The sequence below is a fragment of the Flavobacterium polysaccharolyticum genome (assembly GCF_038739875.1).
Classification (GTDB): Bacteria; Bacteroidota; Bacteroidia; order Flavobacteriales; family Flavobacteriaceae; genus Flavobacterium; species Flavobacterium polysaccharolyticum.
On record NZ_JBCGDP010000017.1, the window covers coordinates 42,782 to 62,413 of the forward strand.

A 19,632-nucleotide genomic window follows, 5' to 3' on the forward strand; every position below is an offset into this window, starting at 1 on the left:
TCTTTAATTTAATATTTTTAAAATTTAATCTCACCATCTAAAGTAACAAACTTATCTCCACTTTCTGTATCTAAACTAATTTTTACTAACCCATGATTTACTAAATCTTTTATTGCAAGATCCCATTTTTTTCCACTCAATCCAGAGTTGTTTTTTAATTTTTTTAATTCTGATGTTCCTCCAGTAGATTGTAATAAATCCCATATCAATTTTCTTTCTCCAGACAATTCAATCGTTTGTTTCTTTTCTGGTCGCATTTGTGGGAACAAAAGCACTTCTTGAATAGACGCGTTATTGGTCAAGAACATCATCAAACGGTCCATTCCAATTCCTAATCCAGAGGTTGGTGGCATTCCGTATTCTAATGCTCTCAAGAAATCTTCGTCAATAGTTCCGTTTGCCTCATCATCTCCTTTTTCAGCCAAACGCATTTGGTCTTCAAAACGTTCTCTTTGGTCAATTGGATCGTTCAATTCTGAGTAGGCATTGGCGATTTCTTTTCCGCAAACCATCAATTCGAAACGTTCAGTCAATTCTGGATTATCGCGATGTTCTTTACACAATGGCGACATTTCTTTTGGATAATCAGTGATAAATGTTGGCTGAATATAATTTCCTTCGCATTTTGCGCCAAAAATTTCATCAATCAATTTCCCTTTACCCATAGTTTCATCCACTTCAATACCCATTCCTTTGGCTGCTTCAAACAATTCAGCTTCGCTTTTTCCAGAAATATCAAAACCTGTAAAGTGTTTAATAGCATCGGTCATTGTTACACGAGCATAAGGCGCTTTGAAATTGATAGTGTGCTCGCCAAAAGTCACTTCGCTAGTTCCGTTTACAGCCGTTGCACAATATTCCAATAATTGCTCTGTAAATTCCATCATCCAGTTGTAGTCTTTGTAGGCTACATAAATTTCCATAGCGGTAAATTCAGGATTATGGGTTCTGTCCATACCTTCATTTCGGAAATTTTTTGAGAATTCGTACACACCATCAAAACCACCAACGATTAGTCTTTTCAAATACAATTCATTGGCAATTCGCATATATAATGGAATGTCTAAGGAGTTGTGATGCGTTATAAATGGTCTCGCTGCTGCACCACCAGGAATGGATTGCAAAACAGGAGTTTCAACTTCTAAGTAACCAGCGTCATTAAAGAAGGTTCGCATCGCTGTGAACAATTTCGTTCTCTTGATGAAGGTTTCTTTTACGTGTTGGTTTACGGTCAAATCTACATAACGCATTCTGTAACGCAACTCGGCGTCGTTGAACGCATCGTGAATTTTTCCGTCTTCGTCGATTTTTGGTAAGGGTAAAGGACGCAAGGTTTTGCTTAAAAAGGTAAATTCATCCACACGGATACATTGTGCACCCACTTTGGTTGTAAACAATTCTCCTTCAATACCAATAAAATCACCTAAATCGGTTAATTTTTTAAAAACTTGATTGTATAATGTTTTGTCTTCTTCTGGACATAAAACATCGCGATTTACGTACAATTGTATACGTCCTTCACTATCTTGTAATTCAGCAAAACAAGCTTTTCCTTGGTCTCTAACGCTCATTAAACGTCCTGCAACAATAACTTTCTTGCCTTCTTCAAAACTTTCTTTTACTTGCTTTGAGGTATGATTTACAGGAAAAAGTTGTGCAGGGTAAGGGTTAATTCCTAAATTACGTAGGCTTTGTAGTTTTTCTCTTCGGATTATTTCTTGTTCTGATAAGGCCATTATGTTCTGAATTTTAAGTCCGCAAAGATAAGAAAAGAATGCAGACTTCAGATTTTAGATTTTAGATTTTTTGGAACAGCTATTTGTCTTTCTGTTATTTTAAAACGAAGGTTTTTATAAATAAAACATATTGAAAAAATCAAGACATTTTATTTTTGTTCCGCAATAGTTGCTTTGTTTACTTTTAAAACTCTTATCACTTGATTGGTGTTGTCGGCTACAAACAAACGATCTTTTAGCAAAGCACAATTGGTAATAGCGTTAAACGCATTTTCTCCCATAATATCAGAATTGTTGATGGTTGGCGTGTAATTTTGATCTAAAAAAACGTTTTTTGGATACAAACGAATATAGTTGGTCCCTTTTATTTTTTCAGTTGTTATAGCCCATTCATCGCTAAAAACCACAGATAATGGAACGTTATCAGTTTGTGTTTTAGTATTAGGTAAAATTGGAACAGTCAACGAGTTGGTTGCGTTTTTTTCAATGTCTTTTAGATTGTAATGCAAAAAGCCGTTGGCATTTTGTCCAGCAACGATTAAATTTCCATTGGCGATATCCATCGAATATATTTCTGTGTAGCCTTTTAGGGTGTTTAATTTAGCGATTGGAGCTAAGTTCCATTTGCTAGTTTCTGTAATTTGTGCTGTTTGGAATACCTTAATTGAATTTTCTTTTTCTTTAACAAAAAGGAAACCATCTTTTGCTTTTAGTCCAAATACGTGAACAAAAGTTTGCCACCATTGTCCATTTCCAATCGTGTTGATGCCAGATAATGTTTTTTCATCCAAAACAAAAACTCTAGAATCAATGCTGCCAAGGTAAATGCGGTCATTGTCAATAGAAATCGAGGATAATTTTGTGAACGGAATTGTGGTAGTTCCTTTTGTATAGCTTTTGAGACTTGAAAGATAAGATAAAGTTGTGGCGTCAAATATTTCAAGAACATCGCCATTGCAAATGTATAATTTGTTGTTGGCGATAGTGATGGCGTTAGCTTCTAAAGTACCTTTTCCTCCAATAATTTGATTGGCTTTGATAGTGGTTTCGTTACTTAAGTAATAATATTGATAATTGGTTGGCTCGTAAACAGCGTCAGAGTCTTTACTACAACAAGCAAAAACAAATAATATGGCTATAAATAAAAAATTTCTCATAGTGGTAAGTGGTATTAATTCCATTTTCCTTCTCCTTTGTATTTAAGCAAGAAAGGGTTGTTAGGGCTGATTTTGAAAACGGGTTTTTTGTAGTCTTTTTTGTTTAAGTAGGCTGTTTTTGTCCATCCTTTTAGTATTTCAGGATCGATAAACGGAAGGTCGTTTAGATAAATCAAATATTTATAAAAGTGAGTGAGCATTTCTTGTTGTCCTCCACCTTCACCACTATTGGCTAAATTGCTACTATGGCTAAATCCAATATGATGAGAATATTCGTGAGACCAAATAGACATTTCACCTAGCCAATGTCCAGTGATGTAGTCTGATTCCCATTGAGAAGCCAAAGGTCCTCCTCCCCAAGCACTTCCGCCTCCTACCATTGCTAGGTAAACGGTCCTAGAATCTAAGTAATTCCAGTAAATTTTTTCTATTTCTTCTTTGGTGTAATAATCATAAACGCCGTTTAAATCGTCTGTATTACCGTGCCAATTTAAAGCGCCATTTATTGCTGTTCCTGCTAATGTCGATTGTTCTTGTTTGTATTTGTCAAAATTGGTAAAGGTTTGATAGTATAAAGGATGACTTAAGGCATAGGAATAATTTATAATCATTGTGATGGCTTCTTTGGCCAAAACAGGATTCATTGGAAGATATTTACCATATTCGTTGATGTGATAGCCATCGTGAAATTGCACTAAATGATTGGATTTTATTTTTTTGAATTTAGCAAATAAAGGATCTGTTGAAGTAACAGAAAATTCAATGGATCCCGATGAAAATCCTTCTATTTTATCAATGGTTAACGTTTTACCATTTTCTAACAAATAGTCATTTTTGCCAACTACCAAAGGAATTTGATGTACTGAGCGATGAAACGCAGGAATTTTGCTAAAGTGAAAGAGGACGAATTTGTTTTCGTAATTTGGGAGTTTAGCATAGACATTTACGTCTGTCAAAGCCACGGGTGAATACAGAGAAACTTGAACAGAATCCTTTCCTTTTAGTATAACTTGAAGTGGTTCGTTAACTCGAAACCAACGATCCTTTTTATTATACATTAGTGCTGGATCTTCGTTGTCTTCAAAAAGTGTCATAGGTTTATTGCCAGCAGGTAAATTGGTAGCATCAATACTTGATAAATAATTGGGCTGGTAGTTTTTGTAGTTTACTTCGGTTTCGCAATTCGTAAATAATGACAAAACAGCCATTAGCGAGATGCAATACTTTGCATTTTTTAAAATTGGATTCATAGGTTAGGTTTAATATTAAGGGTTTACAAATTTATTTTTTCTTTTATCATTTCTTCCAACTGAAGTGCTTTTAATTAATAAATTTTATCCTTATTGGACTTGTTAATGAATTATAATTTTAAATGAATGGGAATGTTTAGTATAAGATTTTTCTTTATATTTGAGTCTTATTTTTGAAATATGAGTCGATTTAAGTTTTTTTTATTGTGCTTTTTTGGATTGCTTTTTTGCACTAGCTGCCAAGTAACCGAAACCATTCATTTCAATGAAGACGGTAGTGGAACTATCGCCGTCGAAATGCTGCGAATAGAGCAGAGTTATCAGCAATTGGCAGGAGAGGAGTATAATAAAAATGAAGTTTTTGAAGACACCACTTATGTTTTTGATGATTACATTTCAAAACATTCAGAGACTTTTTCTAAGCTAACGCCTGAAGATAAAGCTGTTTTTAATGCATACAAAGGCGTGAAAGTGCACATTAAGAAGAATTCTTTTGAAAAGGAATTTAGAACCACTTTTACGCAAAATTTTCTTCAAGCAAATCAAATCGCCGATTTATATAAAACACAAGAATATGTTAGTGATATTGTTCATAATTACGCGCTAAGTGCCGAAGAACATTATTATAAAGTTGCTTTTCAGTTGTCGTCAAATGAGTTCAAAAGAATTGTAACCATAATAGATGAAGAGCAGTTAAAAAAGGAACAAGAAACAATCAACAACTACAAGAAGCAGCTTGGTGACAAGAAAATACATCAAAGAGTAACGCTTAGTTACCATTTTACAAAAAAAATTAAATCAGTTTCAATTCCTAATGCCAAAATCAGTGCTGATAAGAAATCAGTTGAAATAACTTTTGGTTTGCTCGAAAGTTTATTTGATCCTATTAGTACATCAATTGTAATTGTTTTTGAAGAATAATAGGATGGATCAATAAAGATTTTTTCTTCTATAAAGTATGACTCGGGTTTTAGTATCTTTGGCACAGATAAAAAGATTGGTAGGAAATGCATGCCTATATATATTAAGGTGGCATACTTTTTACCAAATTCACATAAAAATAGTACATATGAAATCGATAATGTTTTTAATCTTGGGTGTGACGTTGCTATTAACGAGTTGTACAGTTACAGAAAATATTTATGTAGAAGCTGATGGTTCAGGAAAATTCAATGTTGATTTAGATGGTTCAAGTTTGATGGCTATGATGCCAAAAGATTCTTTGAAAAACGAGAAGAGCATTGATTCGATTTTTACCTTTAAACAACTTTTAGCGGATAATAAGGACAGTATTGCAAAATTGCCAATTTCGGAGCAACAGCAACTGAAAAAATTAGAAAATTTCAATATGCGTATGCAAATGAATCAAGAGCAAAAGCAGTTTTTGTTTTCGTTGCAAACTAATTTCAAGAGCGTCTCAGAATTACAAGATGCAATGGTAGCTATTAACGCTATGAGTTCACTTCAAAACAAAGTCAATAAAACTAATGAGTTTAGTTCGGGTATTCCTGCGGATGGTTTTGCGAATAACAATGCAGTTGTATCTTATAGTTTTAAAGGAAATAAATTTAAACGAACAGCTACTTTGAATGCCTCGAAAAAAGTAGTACCAAATGAGGAAACTGCCGAAATGAATAAAATGATTTTTGCTTCTTCCAATTATATAGTGAAATATCATTTTGCAAAACCTGTTAAGAAAGTTTCTAATACTGCTGCAATGTTTAGCGAGGACAGAAAAACCATTACCATTCAATACCCCTTTTCAGAATATATGGACGCTCCTGAAAAAATGAATATTGAAGTAGAATTTTAGAAAATAGATAATGAATAAAAATATCCAACTTCAAGATTTAGGCAGCAAAGATTATAAGACAACTTGGGAATACCAAGAAGAATTGTTTAAGGGAATTGTTGATTTGAAAATTCAAAATAGGAGAGAGGAAACAAATTTTTCTACACCTAATTATTTGCTTTTTGTAGAACATCCTCATGTCTATACTTTAGGTAAAAGTGGTGATATGACTAATTTGCTTTTAAATCAAGAACAATTAGAAGCAAAGGGTGCTACTTTTTACAAAATCAATCGTGGGGGAGATATTACGTATCATGGCCCAGGGCAAATTGTGGGATATCCTATTTTAGATTTAGAAAACTTTTTTTCAGATATACATAAATATTTGCGTTTTCTCGAAGAAGCTATTATTCTTACGTTACAAGAGTATGGTTTGGAATGTGGTAGAAGCGAGGGTGAAACCGGTGTTTGGCTGGGTGTTGGTACTCCTTTTGCAAGAAAAATTTGCGCCATGGGTGTTCGTGCTTCCCGTTGGGTGACTATGCATGGTTTTGCTTTAAATGTAAATGTTGATTTAGGCTATTTTGATAACATCATTCCATGTGGCATTCGAGGTAAAGCGGTTACTTCTTTGAATGTAGAACTTGGTGTAGAAGTTATAGATGAGAATGAAGTGAAAGCAAAAATCCTAAAGCACTTTGCTGCATTATTCGAATGTGAGTTTTCGGAACAGTATTAAAAAAAGCATCATTCTAAGTTTATAAATCCAAGCTGAGTTGTTCAGGTAATAATCTGAAGCTCATTCTGTGGTATTTGGTTACGCCATATTTTTTTATGGCTTCGCGATGTTCTTGAGTTGGATAGCCTTTGTTTTTTTTCCAATTATACATAGGGAACTCTTCATGAATACGATTCATATATTCGTCTCTGTATGTTTTAGCTAAAACAGATGCAGCAGCTATACTTAGGTATTTTCCATCTCCTTTTATGATGCTTGCATTTGGAAGTGTGCTTAAAAAACGAATTTCTTCTTTAGTAAATATTTTAATCCCTTTTTTGATAATTCCTCTTTTAGGTATAAAAGGAGCATTACCATCTATTATTACTGCGGATGGTTTTGGATTCAATTTTACCACACATTCTTGCATGGCTTTTATTGATGCATTTAGAATATTGATTTCATCAATTTCAAGAGGCTCTATATGAGTAATGCTATAGGATATGGCTTCATTTTCTATAACAATTCTAAGTTTTTCTCGCGTTTTCTCTGTTAATTGTTTGCTATCATTAAGTAAAGAATTGTTAAAATATAAAGGAAGTATTACAGAAGAAGCTGTTACTGGACCAGCCAAACAACCTCTTCCGGCTTCATCACAGCCACATTCTAAATTTTGCGTTAAAAAAAAAGGTTTTAGCATTAAATTGTTTTTGGCAAAAATATTATTTTATTCGTTATTATTTTTCGTTTATAGACTTTTTTGTTGAGAATTATTTAAAATTTTCACATATAGCTATTGTTTTCTAAACATTTCTTAATGGATTTATTTTCTTATTTGTTTGGTATATTAAGAATTTATTGTGATTTTTGTTGCATAACTAATTCAAAACAATAATAATATGAGATCAAAATTCAAATGGATTTTTTCTTTGCTATTGGCGCTGTCAATGCAATTTGTCTTCGCACAACAGAAGACTATTACTGGTATTGTTACCGACGAGACTGGAGCTGTACCAGGAGTTAACATAGTAGTTAATGGTGCTAAAAATGGTACACAAACAGGTTTTGACGGTAAGTATTCCATCAAAGCTAAACAAGGAGATGTTCTTGTGTTCTCTTTTTTAGGGATGGATACTATGAAAATGACTGTTGGTGCTTCATCAGTTATTGATGTTAAGATGAAAAACACAAGTGCACAAAAATTAGAAGAAGTTGTTGTTGTTGGGTATGGTGTTCAAAAGAAAAGAGAGTTAACTGGTTCTATTTCGCAAATAAAAGGTGAATCTATCAAAGGTTTGGTTACTCAAAGTTTTGATCAGCAATTGGCCGGTAGAGCATCTGGAGTTCAAATAACTCAAAATTCTGGGGTTTTAGGTGCTGCGCCAAGAATCAGGATTAGAGGTATTAACTCTATCAATTCTAGTACTTACCCTTTAATTGTTGTTGATGGTCTTCCCATTTCAACTGGTGATTTAGGTGGATTTGCTGCAAATAATGCTCTTGCAGATATTAATCCAAATGATATTCAATCTTTTGAAATTTTAAAAGATGGTGCAGCCTCGGCTGTATACGGTTCAAGAGCTTCAAATGGTGTTATATTAATTACAACAAAAAAAGGAAAAGAAGGTAAAACAACTTTTGAATTCAGTACTTACGTTGGTGTATCTCAGGTAGCCGAGAAGTTAGATTTATTGAAAACAGATGATTTTATTACTATCAATAATGAAAAAAGGACAAATAGAGGACTAGCTCCTTGGGCAGTCGGTAATAGTGTTAATACAGACTGGCAAGATGCTGTTTTGCGTGATGCATTACAATTAGAACATAACTTTAATATGTCTGGTGGTTTGGGAAATGGTTCTTACTATGCTTCTGTTGGATATGCAAAGCAAGACGGTATTATAAGAGCTAATGATTTAGAGCGTTTTACTGCTAAATTTAATGTGGATCAAAAAATAGGAAAAACTATTAAAGTAGGTTCTAATGTAGCTTTATCTAAAACTTTTACTAATGGTCTTAACACTGGTTCAAACTCACTTTCTGGTGCTATGTTTAATGTTATACGTCAATTACCTAATACTACAGTATTCGATCCTTCTGGTCCACAAGGATATAACATAGCTATCGTAGGTGCAAATACAATTGTAGGGCGTGGTCAAAATACAGAGTTTATTGCGAATAACTTACCGAATATTAGATATGTGTTAGATAAGAATATTCAAAACACGGATAATAATAGAATCCTTGCTAATGTTTATGGTGAAATAGCTATTAAACCTTGGCTTACTTTAAGATCTCAAGCGAGTGTAGATAGATCAAACGCTTCAGGTTTGCGTTATTGGGATCCATTTCATGGTGATGGAGTAAGTACAAAAGGTAGAATAGAAAATAGTACTGATATCACGCAATCTTACAACTGGCAAAATGTGTTGTCATTTAATAAAGATTTTGACAAACATAGTATTGGACTTTCTGCTGTAAATGAATACCAGAAAACAGATGTTAATGGATATATTGCAGGAGGTACAGATTTGGCAGATTCTTTTTTTCAAAGTAATGTAATTACAGGATCTTATGGAACACCTATTTCTAGTGGATATAAATCTGCAAATGCTATTGTTTCTTACTTAGGAAGAGCAAGTTATAATTTTGACAAAAGATATTACATACAAGCTTCATTACGTAAAGATATTATGTCAAAGTTTGCTCCAGAGCTAAGATCTGAAATTTTCCCTGGAGTTTCACTAGGCTGGACGGCTTCAAATGAGAAATTTTTTGAAACTATTAATAATTATGTTAATGATTTCAAATTTCGTGCATCATGGGGTAAAACAGGTAATTTTAGTGTTCTAGGTGGAGATTTTCCTTATTTAGGAACATACAGACCAAGAAAATATGGTGATTTTAATGGAGTAGCTTTTACTAATATGGAAAATCTTAATTTGACATGGGAAGTAATTGAGAAACGTAATATTGGTGTTGATTTTGGAATTTTAAATAATAAAATTAAGTTTGTTGTTGACTATTACGTGAATGATGCTGACAAACTTGTTGAAAGATTTCAAACACCTATGTCTTTAGGGGTACCAAATAATCAGTACACAGCAAACGTTGGAAATATTAGAAATTCTGGATGGGAATTTAGTGTAGATTACAATGTTATCAATAAAAAAGATTTAACTTTAGATATCAATGCCAACCTTTCTTTGAATAAAAATGAGGTGATCTCTTTATCAAAAGGCATTGACCAAATATCTACTTACAACATTATAAGACAAGGAAGTTCATTAAACGCTTTATATGGAGTTAAGTATTGGGGAGTTAATCCTGCAAATGGAAATCCTGTTTATGTACAAAATGATGGTTCTTTAGTTCAAGGAAATTTAGCAACTAACAATTACCGTGTATTTAATCCATCAAATCCTTCAGACATAGCTACTGTTGCTAGGACTCCTGACTTGATGGAACTTGGAAATACTTTACCTACTTATTTTGGTGCCTTTGACCTTAAGTTAAGATATCATAATTTTGATTTTGGTACATTAGTTCGTTTTAGTGGTGGTAATAAAATCATGAACGTTACAAGATTAGAAATGTTGAGTCAGAATTTTAATAACAACTCAACTGAAATTTTAGGTAGATGGCAGAGTGTTGACAATCCTGGTGATGGATGGACACCTAGATTGCGATCTGCTTCAGATCCAATAGTAAATGGACCTACAGTTGCTAACTCAAGATTTATTGAAAATGGTGATTTTATTAAATTTGATAATATATCAATTGGTTATAATTTTCCTTCAAGTTTTACAGATATATTAAATATTAAATCATTTAGATTGTATGTTCTAGCTCAAAATGCTATAATCATTACTAAGTACTCAGGTCAAGATCCTGAAATGGAGATTGGTGGTGTAGATTACAATGTTGTACCTCGTTCAAGAGTATTTTCAGTGGGATTAAATGTTGGACTATAAATTAAAAAAAAATGAAAAATAGAAATAAATTTTTAGTAACATTGGCAATTTTTTCAGGATTCTTTTTGAATTCTTGTTCGGAAGAAATTGTTAATATTGATCCGTTTGGGACTGTTAAATCTGAGACTGCTTTTTCAAGTCCTACTTTAGTACTCGCTGCTGTAAATGGGGTTTATAACGCTGCTCAAATGGGGGTATTTAATGGTACGGAAGCTGCTCCTGCCCCAAGGGGTTATGTTTTTGGTGCAGCGTATTTTCAACAGAATGAGGCGCGTGGCGAGGATGTTGTTAATACTCAGGCTTTTTATCAAATTACATATGAAGCAAATTATGATGCAACAACAGCTAACAATGTTTTTTACTGGTCAGACGCTTATCAACTAATCAATAAATCAAATGTTGTATTGAAAGGACTTGATGGAGCTGTAGCTAAAGGGACAATCACTGAAGCTGTTGCAAATGGATATCGTGCAGAGGTTAGATTTTGGAGAGCTTACACTCATTTAGAATTGTTAAAGCATTTTTCAATGCCTTATTTCCACACTGCTAACGCTTCACATCCAGGTGTTCCATATAGAACCGAAGCTATAATTACACCAGAAGATGTTGATGCTAACCTTACGAAAGGAAGAAATACTGTTGCTGAATGTTATGCTTTAGCACTTGAGGATTTGAATTTTGCAGAACAAAATGCTCCGACAAAGGCTCAGAGAGCTGGTATTGAAAAAATTGTAAAAGTTACTAAAGGAGCTGCAATTGCTGTTAAGATGATGATGTATCAAAACATGAGAATGTGGCCATCTGTTCTTACAGAGTTTGCAAAACTTCCTACTCAGTATACATTAGAAGCAAATCCAATGGCTGTATTTGCAAATAATTATGGTAATAATGAATCAATTTTCTCTATTTATAATACAGCTAACACTAATCCAGGTGTAAATGGAGCTCTTGCTTCTCAATTTAACAGACGTAACTTGATTGCTATCTCGCCTATTATATGGAGAGATCCTCAATGGTTAGTTGATGATAAAAGAAGGTTGGAAACTGAAGTTGTTGATAACGTTGTGTTTACAAGAAAGTATAAAGATGTGACAAATTATTCTGATGGTTCTCCTTTAATTCGTTATTCTGAAATGGTTCTTGCTGCTGCAGAGGCAAATGCTAGACTTGGTAACACGGGAGTTGCTTTAACACAATTAAACAGTGTACGTAATCGTGCTCTTGCAGATCCTTTGACTCAAGCATACACTGGTACATCTTTTGCTACTTCTGCTGATTTAGTTCGTGCTATATTAAAAGAAAGAAGAATTGAGTTTATTTGTGAAGGAAAAAGATGGGGCGATATTCATAGGTTATTAAATGATGATATAGCACCTACTACAGGTATTCCTGCAAAATTTAGAAATGGTTTTCCTGCCTTAGGTTCTTATACTTTAGGTACTCCATTTACAGGAACATTGACAGCTCCAATTCCATCTACTGATAGAAGATTTTTATGGCCTATTCCACTGCAAGAAACTAATAATAATCCAACTTTAAAAGGACAGCAAAATCCGGGTTGGTAATTAAATTTATTATTTTTACAGACCGTCTCTATTGAGACGGTTTTTTTATTGCTAATTGGAGTTTATTTTTTTTTATAGTTTATTAATCTACCTTTGTTCAAAATTTATAGATACATAGAATAATAAATGAAAAATAAATTCTTAATATTAATTGTTTTATTTCCTCTGTGCTTATATTCTCAAAAACAAGGAAGAACTCTTTCTGAGAATGAGAGTAAAGCCCCCATTGTCACCACGAAGAATAAAATAGCCCCAATCGATTTGTATCGTATCATTACTTTGGATAGAGATACTACTTATATTGATACCTCTTTGACAATCAGAAAAGAGTATTCGCATAATTATTTAAGAAAAGATAATTTTGGGCTTTTAGCCTTTCCAAATGAAGGGCAAACTTATAATACCCTTAATTATGGTTTGGTCAAAAATGATATTTTTCCAGAGATGGGGTTCAAAGCCAAGCATTTCAATTTTATGGAGGCCAATCAAATTCGATATGCTTCTGTGGCTACTCCTATAACAGAGATTTACTTTAAGACGACTATTCAGCAAGGACAATCTTTAGATTCTTATTTTGCCGTTAATGTGAATGAAAATCTTAACTTCTCTATTGCTTATCGTGGATTGCGATCTTTAGGAAGATACATCAACCAATTATCTAGTTCAGGCAATTTCAGATTCACTACCAGTTATCATACTAAGGATTTTAGATATATAGCCAACGGACATTTTACGTACCAAGATATTTTAAATGGTGAAAATGGAGGTATTACAACCGTTTCTGATTTCGAAGGTGAAGATCCAAACTATGATAATCGAGCTCGTTTAGAAGTTTTTTTAACCGATGCAAAATCTTTTTTGAAAGGAAGACGTTTGTTTTTAGATCACGAATTTAGAATCAACAAAAAAAAGGGAGCCAATAATTTATTGGTAAACCATCAATTCAATTACGAAAATAAGTTCTTTGAATACAATCAAGCCACTGTCGAATCTACAGTAGGAAATTCTTCTGTTTTGAGATTTGGTGATTCTTATTCTTCGAGCAATATCAACGACCAAACTCATTTTAATAAAATGTATAATCGAGTTGGCGTAGCTTATGAGAATACTACACTTGGTAAGTTTAATTTTTTTATTGATGATTTTAGAAGTAACTATTATTATAATCAAATTTTAATTTTAGGTTCAAAAGTAATTCCAAGTTTGATAAGTGAAAAGATTAATAGTTTTGGTGCCCAATACAATTACACCAAAGGCAAATGGAACGGTAAATTTTTGTATTCCCGCTCTATTACTAATCAATCCTTGTCTAATCTTGAAGCTAAAATGGTTTTTGACTTAGACGAGGATAATCAGTTTTCTTTTGAATACCAAAACAAAAATAAATTAGCCAATAATAACTATAATTTGTATCAATCAAGTTTTGTGAACTACAATTGGTCGAACAATTTTAAAAATGAAAAAATAAATAGCATTTTAGCTAATGCTACTACCAAATGGGTTAATTTTTCTGCTCAGTACACCATCTTAAAAGATTTTTTATTTTTTGAAGATATAACGACTGCTGCTCAAAAATTAGAGAGACAGCAGATTGTTGCGCCTAATCAGTATGATAAAACAATTAATTATTTATCAGTAAAAGCAAGTCGAGAATTCAATTTTGGAAAATTTGGTTTTGATAATACCTTTTTATATCAAAAAGTAACTCAATCTGACGCAATTTTGAACGTACCCGATTTTACGCTGAGAAGTGCCTTTTATTTTTCAGATGCTTATTTTAAGAACAAAGCGTTGCATTTACAAACGGGAATTGTGTTGAACTATTTTACATCGTATTTTGCTAATGACTACAATCCAGTTGTTGGGGAATTTTTTGTACAAAACGACAAGAAAATCGGTAACTTTCCGTTGTTTGACTTTTTTGTAAATGCCAAAATTCAACGAACTCGTATCTATTTAAAAGCAGAGCATTTTAATGCCCTTTTTTCTTCAAATAATTATTTTTCAGCTCCCAATACGCCATATAGAGATTTTACGGTTCGTTTTGGTTTGGTTTGGAATTTCTTTAATTAATTTTTTTACAAATGAAGTTTTCACAAAACATATTAGGCACTATTGGTAATACCCCATTAGTGAAATTGAACAAGATTGTTAACGGAGTTGATGCTTTGGTTTTGGCCAAAGTGGAAACTTTCAATCCTGGAAATTCTGTTAAAGACAGAATGGCTATAAAAATGATTGAAGATGCCGAAGCCGATGGTCGTTTGCAACCTGGAGGTACAATCATTGAAGGGACATCTGGAAATACAGGTATGGGATTAGCCTTAGTAGCGATTGTAAAAGGCTACAAGCTAATCTGTGTAATTTCAGATAAACAGTCCAAAGAGAAGATGGATATTCTTCGTGCCGTTGGTGCCAAAGTGGTCGTGTGTCCTACAGATGTAGAACCAACAGATCCACGTTCTTATTATTCCGTTTCCAAACGTTTGGCCGAAGAAACGCCTAATTCTTGGTATGTAAACCAATATGATAACCCATCGAATGCTATAGCGCATTATGAGCAAACTGGTCCAGAAATTTGGGAACAAACCGATGGAAAAATTACGCATTTTGTGGTTGGAGTTGGAACCGGTGGAACTATTTCTGGCGTTGCAAAATATTTGAAAGAGAAAAATCCAAATATCAAAATTTGGGGTATTGATACTTATGGTTCTGTTTTTAAAAAATACCACGAAACGGGTATTTTTGATGAAAACGAAATCTACTCTTATATCACCGAAGGAATTGGAGAAGACATTTTGCCTAAAAATGTTGACTTTTCTCTGATTGATGGTTTTACAAAAGTGACAGACAAAGATGCGGCAGTTTATACCAGAAAAATTGCACTTGAGGAAGGGATTTTTGTTGGTAATTCTGCTGGAGCTGCTATTAAGGGATTATTGCAACTTAAAGAACACTTTAATCCAGAAGATGTTGTTGTAGTATTGTTTCATGATTCAGGAAGTAGGTATGTTGGCAAAATGTTCAATGATGATTGGATGCGTGAAAGAGGATTTTTGGAAGATGAAATTACAAAAGCAGAGGATGTAATTAAAGATCATATAGATAAACCCTTAGTTATTGCAAGAACAGAAGAGCTAGTATCGCATGCAATTGAGCGTATGCGTAAATATAAAATCTCTCAAATTCCAGTGGTTGATGTTACTGGATTTGTTGGGTCTGTAGATGAGTCGTTATTGTTTCAAAGTTATATTACTGATAAAAACACTGCCGATCGTCCTTTGAGAGAAATTATGGGAGCACCATTTCCAATCGTACCAATGGGCACCCCTATTGAAGAAGTGTCGAAATTATTCACTCGTGAAAATGCAGCTGTTTTGATTGATCTGGGCAATGGAAATCATCATATTATTACTAAATACGATATTATCGGATCTATAAAATAAAATGAGCACCTTCACTGCAATAGATTTTGAAACGGCAACGGCCTATCATCCCTGCTCGGTTGGCATTGTTACAGTTGAGGAGGGAATTATTGTAGATGAGTTTGTTACTTTGATTCAACCGCCAAATAATTTTTATAATCCATTCAACATTCAAGTACACGGGATTTATCCCAGAGATACAGCAAATGCTAAAACGTTTGTAGAGGTTTTTCCAGAGATTGAAAAGCGTCTTCAAAATAGAATAGTTGTAGCTCATAACGAAAGTTTCGATCGAAATGTGTTGTCCAAAACGATGGCTTTGCACGGTTTAAATTATGAAGATTTAAATATTGGCTCCCGATGGGAATGCACTGTAAAAATTTATAAAGCTAAAGGATTTAAACCTGCAAAATTAAGCGACTGTTGCAGGATAATGAACATTCCATTAGATCATCATGAAGCGTTATCCGATGCCAGAGCTTGTGCTAAATTGTATCTATTGAAATAATTTTCTTTCATTTAGGTTTTTTTAATACATTAGTAGTCAATTCATTTAAATCGTCTACCAATATGAAAGAAGATTTTTTGCATTATGTCTGGAAATACCAAAAGTTAACATCGCTTGAGTTACAAACTGTCAAAGGAGAAACTATTTCAATACTACATCCAGGGTATTATTTAGAAACTGCTGGGCCTGATTTTTTCAATGCTCAAATCATAATTGGTGATCAAAAATGGGCAGGTAATATCGAAATCCATGTCAATTCTTCAGATTGGTTTTTGCATAATCATGAACGTGATGTGGCTTACAATAATGTCATTTTACATGTTGTTTGGGAACACGATTCCGATGTGTTTGGTCCTAATAATGTCGAAATTCCTGTTTTGGAGCTTCGAGATTTTGTAAAGAGAGATCTATTACTTTCTTATAAACATTTGTTAGCTCAAAAATCTTGGATTTATTGCGAAAACCAAATACAACAAGTCAATCAATTTGTAATTACTAACTGGCAAGAACGCCTCTTTTTTGAACGCCTAGAACGAAAATCTCAGTCTGTTTTCGATAGTTTGCTCGCTACAAATAATGATTGGGAAGCGGTTTTATTCCTCTTATTAGCTAAGAATTTTGGACTGAATACAAACGGAGTTTCTTTTTTCAAAATAGCACAATCCATTCCTTTTGCTGTGATTCGAAAAGAAGCCTCGGATTTGCAAAATCTAGAAGCGCTATTTTTCGGAATAGCAGGTTTGTTAGATCACGATAAAGAAGATACGTATTTTAAGGACTTGCAATTTCGTTTCTATTATCTACTCCAAAAGTACTCGATTGAGAAGGTATTCATTGAGCCACTCCAATTTTTCAAGCACAGACCTGATAATTTTCCAACTATTCGGTTGTCTCAATTGGCAAGCTTATACCATCAAGAAAAAAATCTTTTTTCTAAAATCACCAACGAATTTTCGTTACCCTTACTTTATGAACGCTTTGCAGTAACAACTTCAGAGTATTGGCAAACCCACTATCAATTCGATAAAATCAGTACTAAAAAAAGCAAAAAACTCACCAAATCTTTTGTTGATCTGTTGTTAATCAATACCATAATTCCAATTCAATTTGCGTATGCAAAAAGTCAGGGAAAAGAAATAACAGAGGAATTAATCGCTTTGATGCAATCTCTAGATTCAGAAAAGAATGCAATTTTAGACAAGTTTAAATCAATTGGAATTTCCACCAAAAATGCTTTTGAAGCTCAAACATTACTTCAGTTAAAATCAGAATATTGTAATAAAAGTAGATGTCTCGATTGTGCTATTGGTTCAGAATTACTTAAGCAATAGTCTTTTTTGGAGCATAAACAATCAGTATATTTGGGATTATTGTTCCCGCTGTCCGTTATATCTTTGCCTTTTTAAAGGAAAAAGGCAAAGGATGCCACTCCCATCGGGGCTAGCAGTAGGCAAATGGTTTTTTTGCAATCATTTTGTATCCTCTTCTAAATAGTAAAGATAAAAATGTAATTTTGTCTCACTATTTCATTAATTCAATTGCAAAACAATGTCAGCAATAATCAAACTCAAATTCTTTTTTGAAAAACACGGCTTTCATGTGTCCTCACGTTTAGCAGATAAATTAGGAATGCGCGTCACAAATGTGCGTTTGTTCTTTATTTATCTATCCTTTGTAACTGCTGGGTTATGGTTTGCAGTATACTTAACTTTAGCTTTTTGGATTCGTTTGAAAGATTTAGTCCGCGCAAAAAGATCTTCCGTATTCGATTTATAAAAAAGAAGCCGTTTCAAAACTGAAACGGCTTCTTTTTTAAATATATAAATTGACTATTGTTCAGTCTCTTCGTTATTTAATTTTGATCTTGTTTTACTATATCCAAAATATACTATGATTCCAATTGCAAGCCATCCTAAGGATAGTAATTGTGCATCTAAACTCAAGTTAATCATTAAATAAGTATTGATTAAAATTCCACAAATAGCAATCACTGGTAAAGCAGGTACTTTAAAAGTTCTTGTTAAATTTGGTTGTTTTACTCTCAAAATCCAAACCGCAATACAAACCATAGTGAAGGCAAACAAAGTTCCAAAACTAGTCATGTCTGCAAGTTTGTTAATAGGAGTAAAAGCGGCAACAGTTGCTATGATTCCACCTAAGATCATTAAATTAGTTTTAGGAGTTCCAGAAATTGGATTAACTCTTGAAAACACTTGAGGAATCAAACCATCTTTAGACATTCCCAAGAAAATTCTAGATTGTCCCATAATCATAACCATCAATACTGAAATCAAACCAACGGTTGCGGCAATCGTAATAATAAGACCTGCCCATCCTTGACCAGCAATATCAAAAGCATAAGCAACAGGAGCTTTGATAGCATCAGGATATTTCCCTAGTGGGTTAAAGTCTTGGTAATTCATCATTCCAGTCAAAACTAACGACACAAGAATGTAAAGAAAAGTACAAATCAATAATGAGGCGATAATAGCAAACGGTACATCTTTTTTAGGATTAATTGCTTCTCCAGCTTGTGTTGAAACAGCGTCGAAACCAACATATGCAAAGAAAATAGCTGCAGCACCAGAAACAATTCCTGTTAACCCGTATGCGTTATGAGTGGATTCTTTCTCAATAATTTGAGTAGCTTCAGGAATAAATGGATGCCAGTTATCTGTATTAATAAAAAATGCTCCAGCAATTATTACAAACAAAACAGCAGATACTTTAAGAAGTACAATCATATTGTTTGCTTTTGCAGCACTTTTTGTGCCTTTTATCAAAATAGAAATTACAAATAGTACAATTAAAAATGCTGGTAAATTCATTGAAAAACCTTCTCCAGTGTAGCTAGCAGGATCTGTTGTTAGGTATTCTGGTAATTCTATATGAAACATCTTTAGTAATTTATTGAAGTAGCCTGACCAAGAAACGGCGACCGTCATAGATCCCATCGCATACTCTAGAATAAGTCCCCATCCTATAATCCAAGCGAATATTTCTCCAATAGTTCCATAAGCATAAGCATATGCAGATCCTTCAACAGGTAAAATAGAAGCAAACTCTGAGTAACATAGAGCAGCAAAAACACAGGCAATACCTGCAATTATAAATGAAATTGCTAAAGCAGGACCAGCATGATAATATGCTCCTGTTCCTGTAAGAACGAAAATACCACCACCAATAATGGCTCCAACGCCAATAGCGGTAAGGCTCCATTTTCCAAGAACCCTTTTCAAATTACTTTTTTTCATATCGGCTTCAAAAGCTGATATTGGTTTAACTCTCCAAATTGACATGGTTATTTGTTGTTTTAGTTATTAAGTTCCAAATGTATTGTTTTTTATAAAAAATAAAAAAAATTATCTCTTTTAACCTTACTTTTTTTCATATTTCCACACATAAAATGATAACGCTTAGGATTATGAATTAGTTATATTTTTTTTCTAGTTTAAATCACGTGTATTTTTCTTGTTAAGATATTGTGTTTTTTTTATTTTTAGCTGG

General features: G+C 33.3%; 15 protein-coding genes. 10 read left to right on the forward strand and 5 right to left on the reverse strand.

The annotated features are described in order from the left end of the window. Positions 1 to 17: 17 nt before the first annotated feature. The 3 genes from lysS to WFZ86_RS15580 all read right to left on the reverse strand — a co-directional run bounded on the left by lysS (position 18) and on the right by WFZ86_RS15580 (position 4,143). On the reverse strand, positions 18 to 1,736 hold the full coding sequence (gene lysS, locus WFZ86_RS15570) for a lysine--tRNA ligase (protein WP_342692785.1): 1,719 nt from the start codon (positions 1,734 to 1,736) through the stop codon (positions 18 to 20). A 149-nt stretch (positions 1,737 to 1,885) separates the two neighbouring features. Continuing rightward, positions 1,886 to 2,893 (reverse strand): hypothetical protein, encoded by a 1,008-nt coding sequence (locus tag WFZ86_RS15575; protein ID WP_342692786.1) that lies wholly within the window; start codon positions 2,891 to 2,893, stop codon positions 1,886 to 1,888. A 14-nt stretch (positions 2,894 to 2,907) separates the two neighbouring features. Further along, positions 2,908 to 4,143, reverse strand: coding sequence for a hypothetical protein (locus WFZ86_RS15580; protein WP_342692787.1), 1,236 nt, complete (start codon positions 4,141 to 4,143; stop codon positions 2,908 to 2,910). Between the two features lie 180 nt (positions 4,144 to 4,323). Between WFZ86_RS15580 and WFZ86_RS15585 the strand changes: the two genes are divergently transcribed. The 3 genes from WFZ86_RS15585 to lipB all read left to right on the forward strand — a co-directional run bounded on the left by WFZ86_RS15585 (position 4,324) and on the right by lipB (position 6,674). Further along, positions 4,324 to 5,064: a hypothetical protein gene (locus tag WFZ86_RS15585; protein ID WP_342692788.1), complete on the forward strand. Its 741-nt coding sequence runs from the start codon at positions 4,324 to 4,326 to the stop codon at positions 5,062 to 5,064. Between the two features lie 148 nt (positions 5,065 to 5,212). Then, positions 5,213 to 5,956: a hypothetical protein gene (locus WFZ86_RS15590; RefSeq protein ID WP_342692789.1), complete on the forward strand. Its 744-nt coding sequence runs from the start codon at positions 5,213 to 5,215 to the stop codon at positions 5,954 to 5,956. A 10-nt stretch (positions 5,957 to 5,966) separates the two neighbouring features. Beyond that, positions 5,967 to 6,674 carry a lipoyl(octanoyl) transferase LipB gene (gene lipB, locus WFZ86_RS15595; protein ID WP_342692790.1) on the forward strand — a complete coding sequence of 236 codons (708 nt, stop codon included), beginning with the start codon at positions 5,967 to 5,969 and terminating at the stop codon, positions 6,672 to 6,674. Positions 6,675 to 6,693: 19 nt separating this feature from the next. Here the strand turns inward: lipB and WFZ86_RS15600 are convergent, their stop codons facing one another. Continuing rightward, positions 6,694 to 7,353, reverse strand: a complete 660-nt coding sequence (locus WFZ86_RS15600) for a ribonuclease HII (RefSeq protein WP_342692791.1) — start codon at positions 7,351 to 7,353, stop codon at positions 6,694 to 6,696. A gap of 199 nt (positions 7,354 to 7,552) precedes the next feature. Between WFZ86_RS15600 and WFZ86_RS15605 the strand changes: the two genes are divergently transcribed. The 7 genes from WFZ86_RS15605 to WFZ86_RS15635 all read left to right on the forward strand — a co-directional run bounded on the left by WFZ86_RS15605 (position 7,553) and on the right by WFZ86_RS15635 (position 17,901). Then, positions 7,553 to 10,627: a SusC/RagA family TonB-linked outer membrane protein gene (locus WFZ86_RS15605; RefSeq protein WP_342692792.1), complete on the forward strand. Its 3,075-nt coding sequence runs from the start codon at positions 7,553 to 7,555 to the stop codon at positions 10,625 to 10,627. 11 nt (positions 10,628 to 10,638) lie between these two features. After that, entirely contained in the window at positions 10,639 to 12,192 is a 1,554-nt protein-coding gene (locus tag WFZ86_RS15610; protein WP_342692793.1) for a RagB/SusD family nutrient uptake outer membrane protein, read from the forward strand. Between the two features lie 126 nt (positions 12,193 to 12,318). Next, positions 12,319 to 14,265: a putative porin gene (locus tag WFZ86_RS15615; protein ID WP_342692794.1), complete on the forward strand. Its 1,947-nt coding sequence runs from the start codon at positions 12,319 to 12,321 to the stop codon at positions 14,263 to 14,265. A gap of 11 nt (positions 14,266 to 14,276) precedes the next feature. Beyond that, a complete protein-coding gene (locus WFZ86_RS15620; protein WP_342692795.1) occupies positions 14,277 to 15,638 on the forward strand; it encodes a pyridoxal-phosphate dependent enzyme in 1,362 nt (453 codons plus the stop codon). Position 15,639: 1 nt separating this feature from the next. Then, positions 15,640 to 16,125, forward strand: a complete 486-nt coding sequence (locus tag WFZ86_RS15625; RefSeq protein WP_342692796.1) for a 3'-5' exonuclease — start codon at positions 15,640 to 15,642, stop codon at positions 16,123 to 16,125. Positions 16,126 to 16,187: 62 nt separating this feature from the next. Then, positions 16,188 to 17,456 carry a DUF2851 family protein gene (locus tag WFZ86_RS15630; RefSeq protein WP_342692797.1) on the forward strand — a complete coding sequence of 423 codons (1,269 nt, stop codon included), beginning with the start codon at positions 16,188 to 16,190 and terminating at the stop codon, positions 17,454 to 17,456. Positions 17,457 to 17,673: 217 nt separating this feature from the next. Next, positions 17,674 to 17,901, forward strand: coding sequence for a hypothetical protein (locus WFZ86_RS15635; protein ID WP_064716527.1), 228 nt, complete (start codon positions 17,674 to 17,676; stop codon positions 17,899 to 17,901). Between the two features lie 53 nt (positions 17,902 to 17,954). On the opposite strand, the gene WFZ86_RS15640 is transcribed toward WFZ86_RS15635, so the two are convergent. Further along, positions 17,955 to 19,424: an APC family permease gene (locus WFZ86_RS15640; protein ID WP_342692798.1), complete on the reverse strand. Its 1,470-nt coding sequence runs from the start codon at positions 19,422 to 19,424 to the stop codon at positions 17,955 to 17,957. Positions 19,425 to 19,632: the final 208 nt, after the last annotated feature.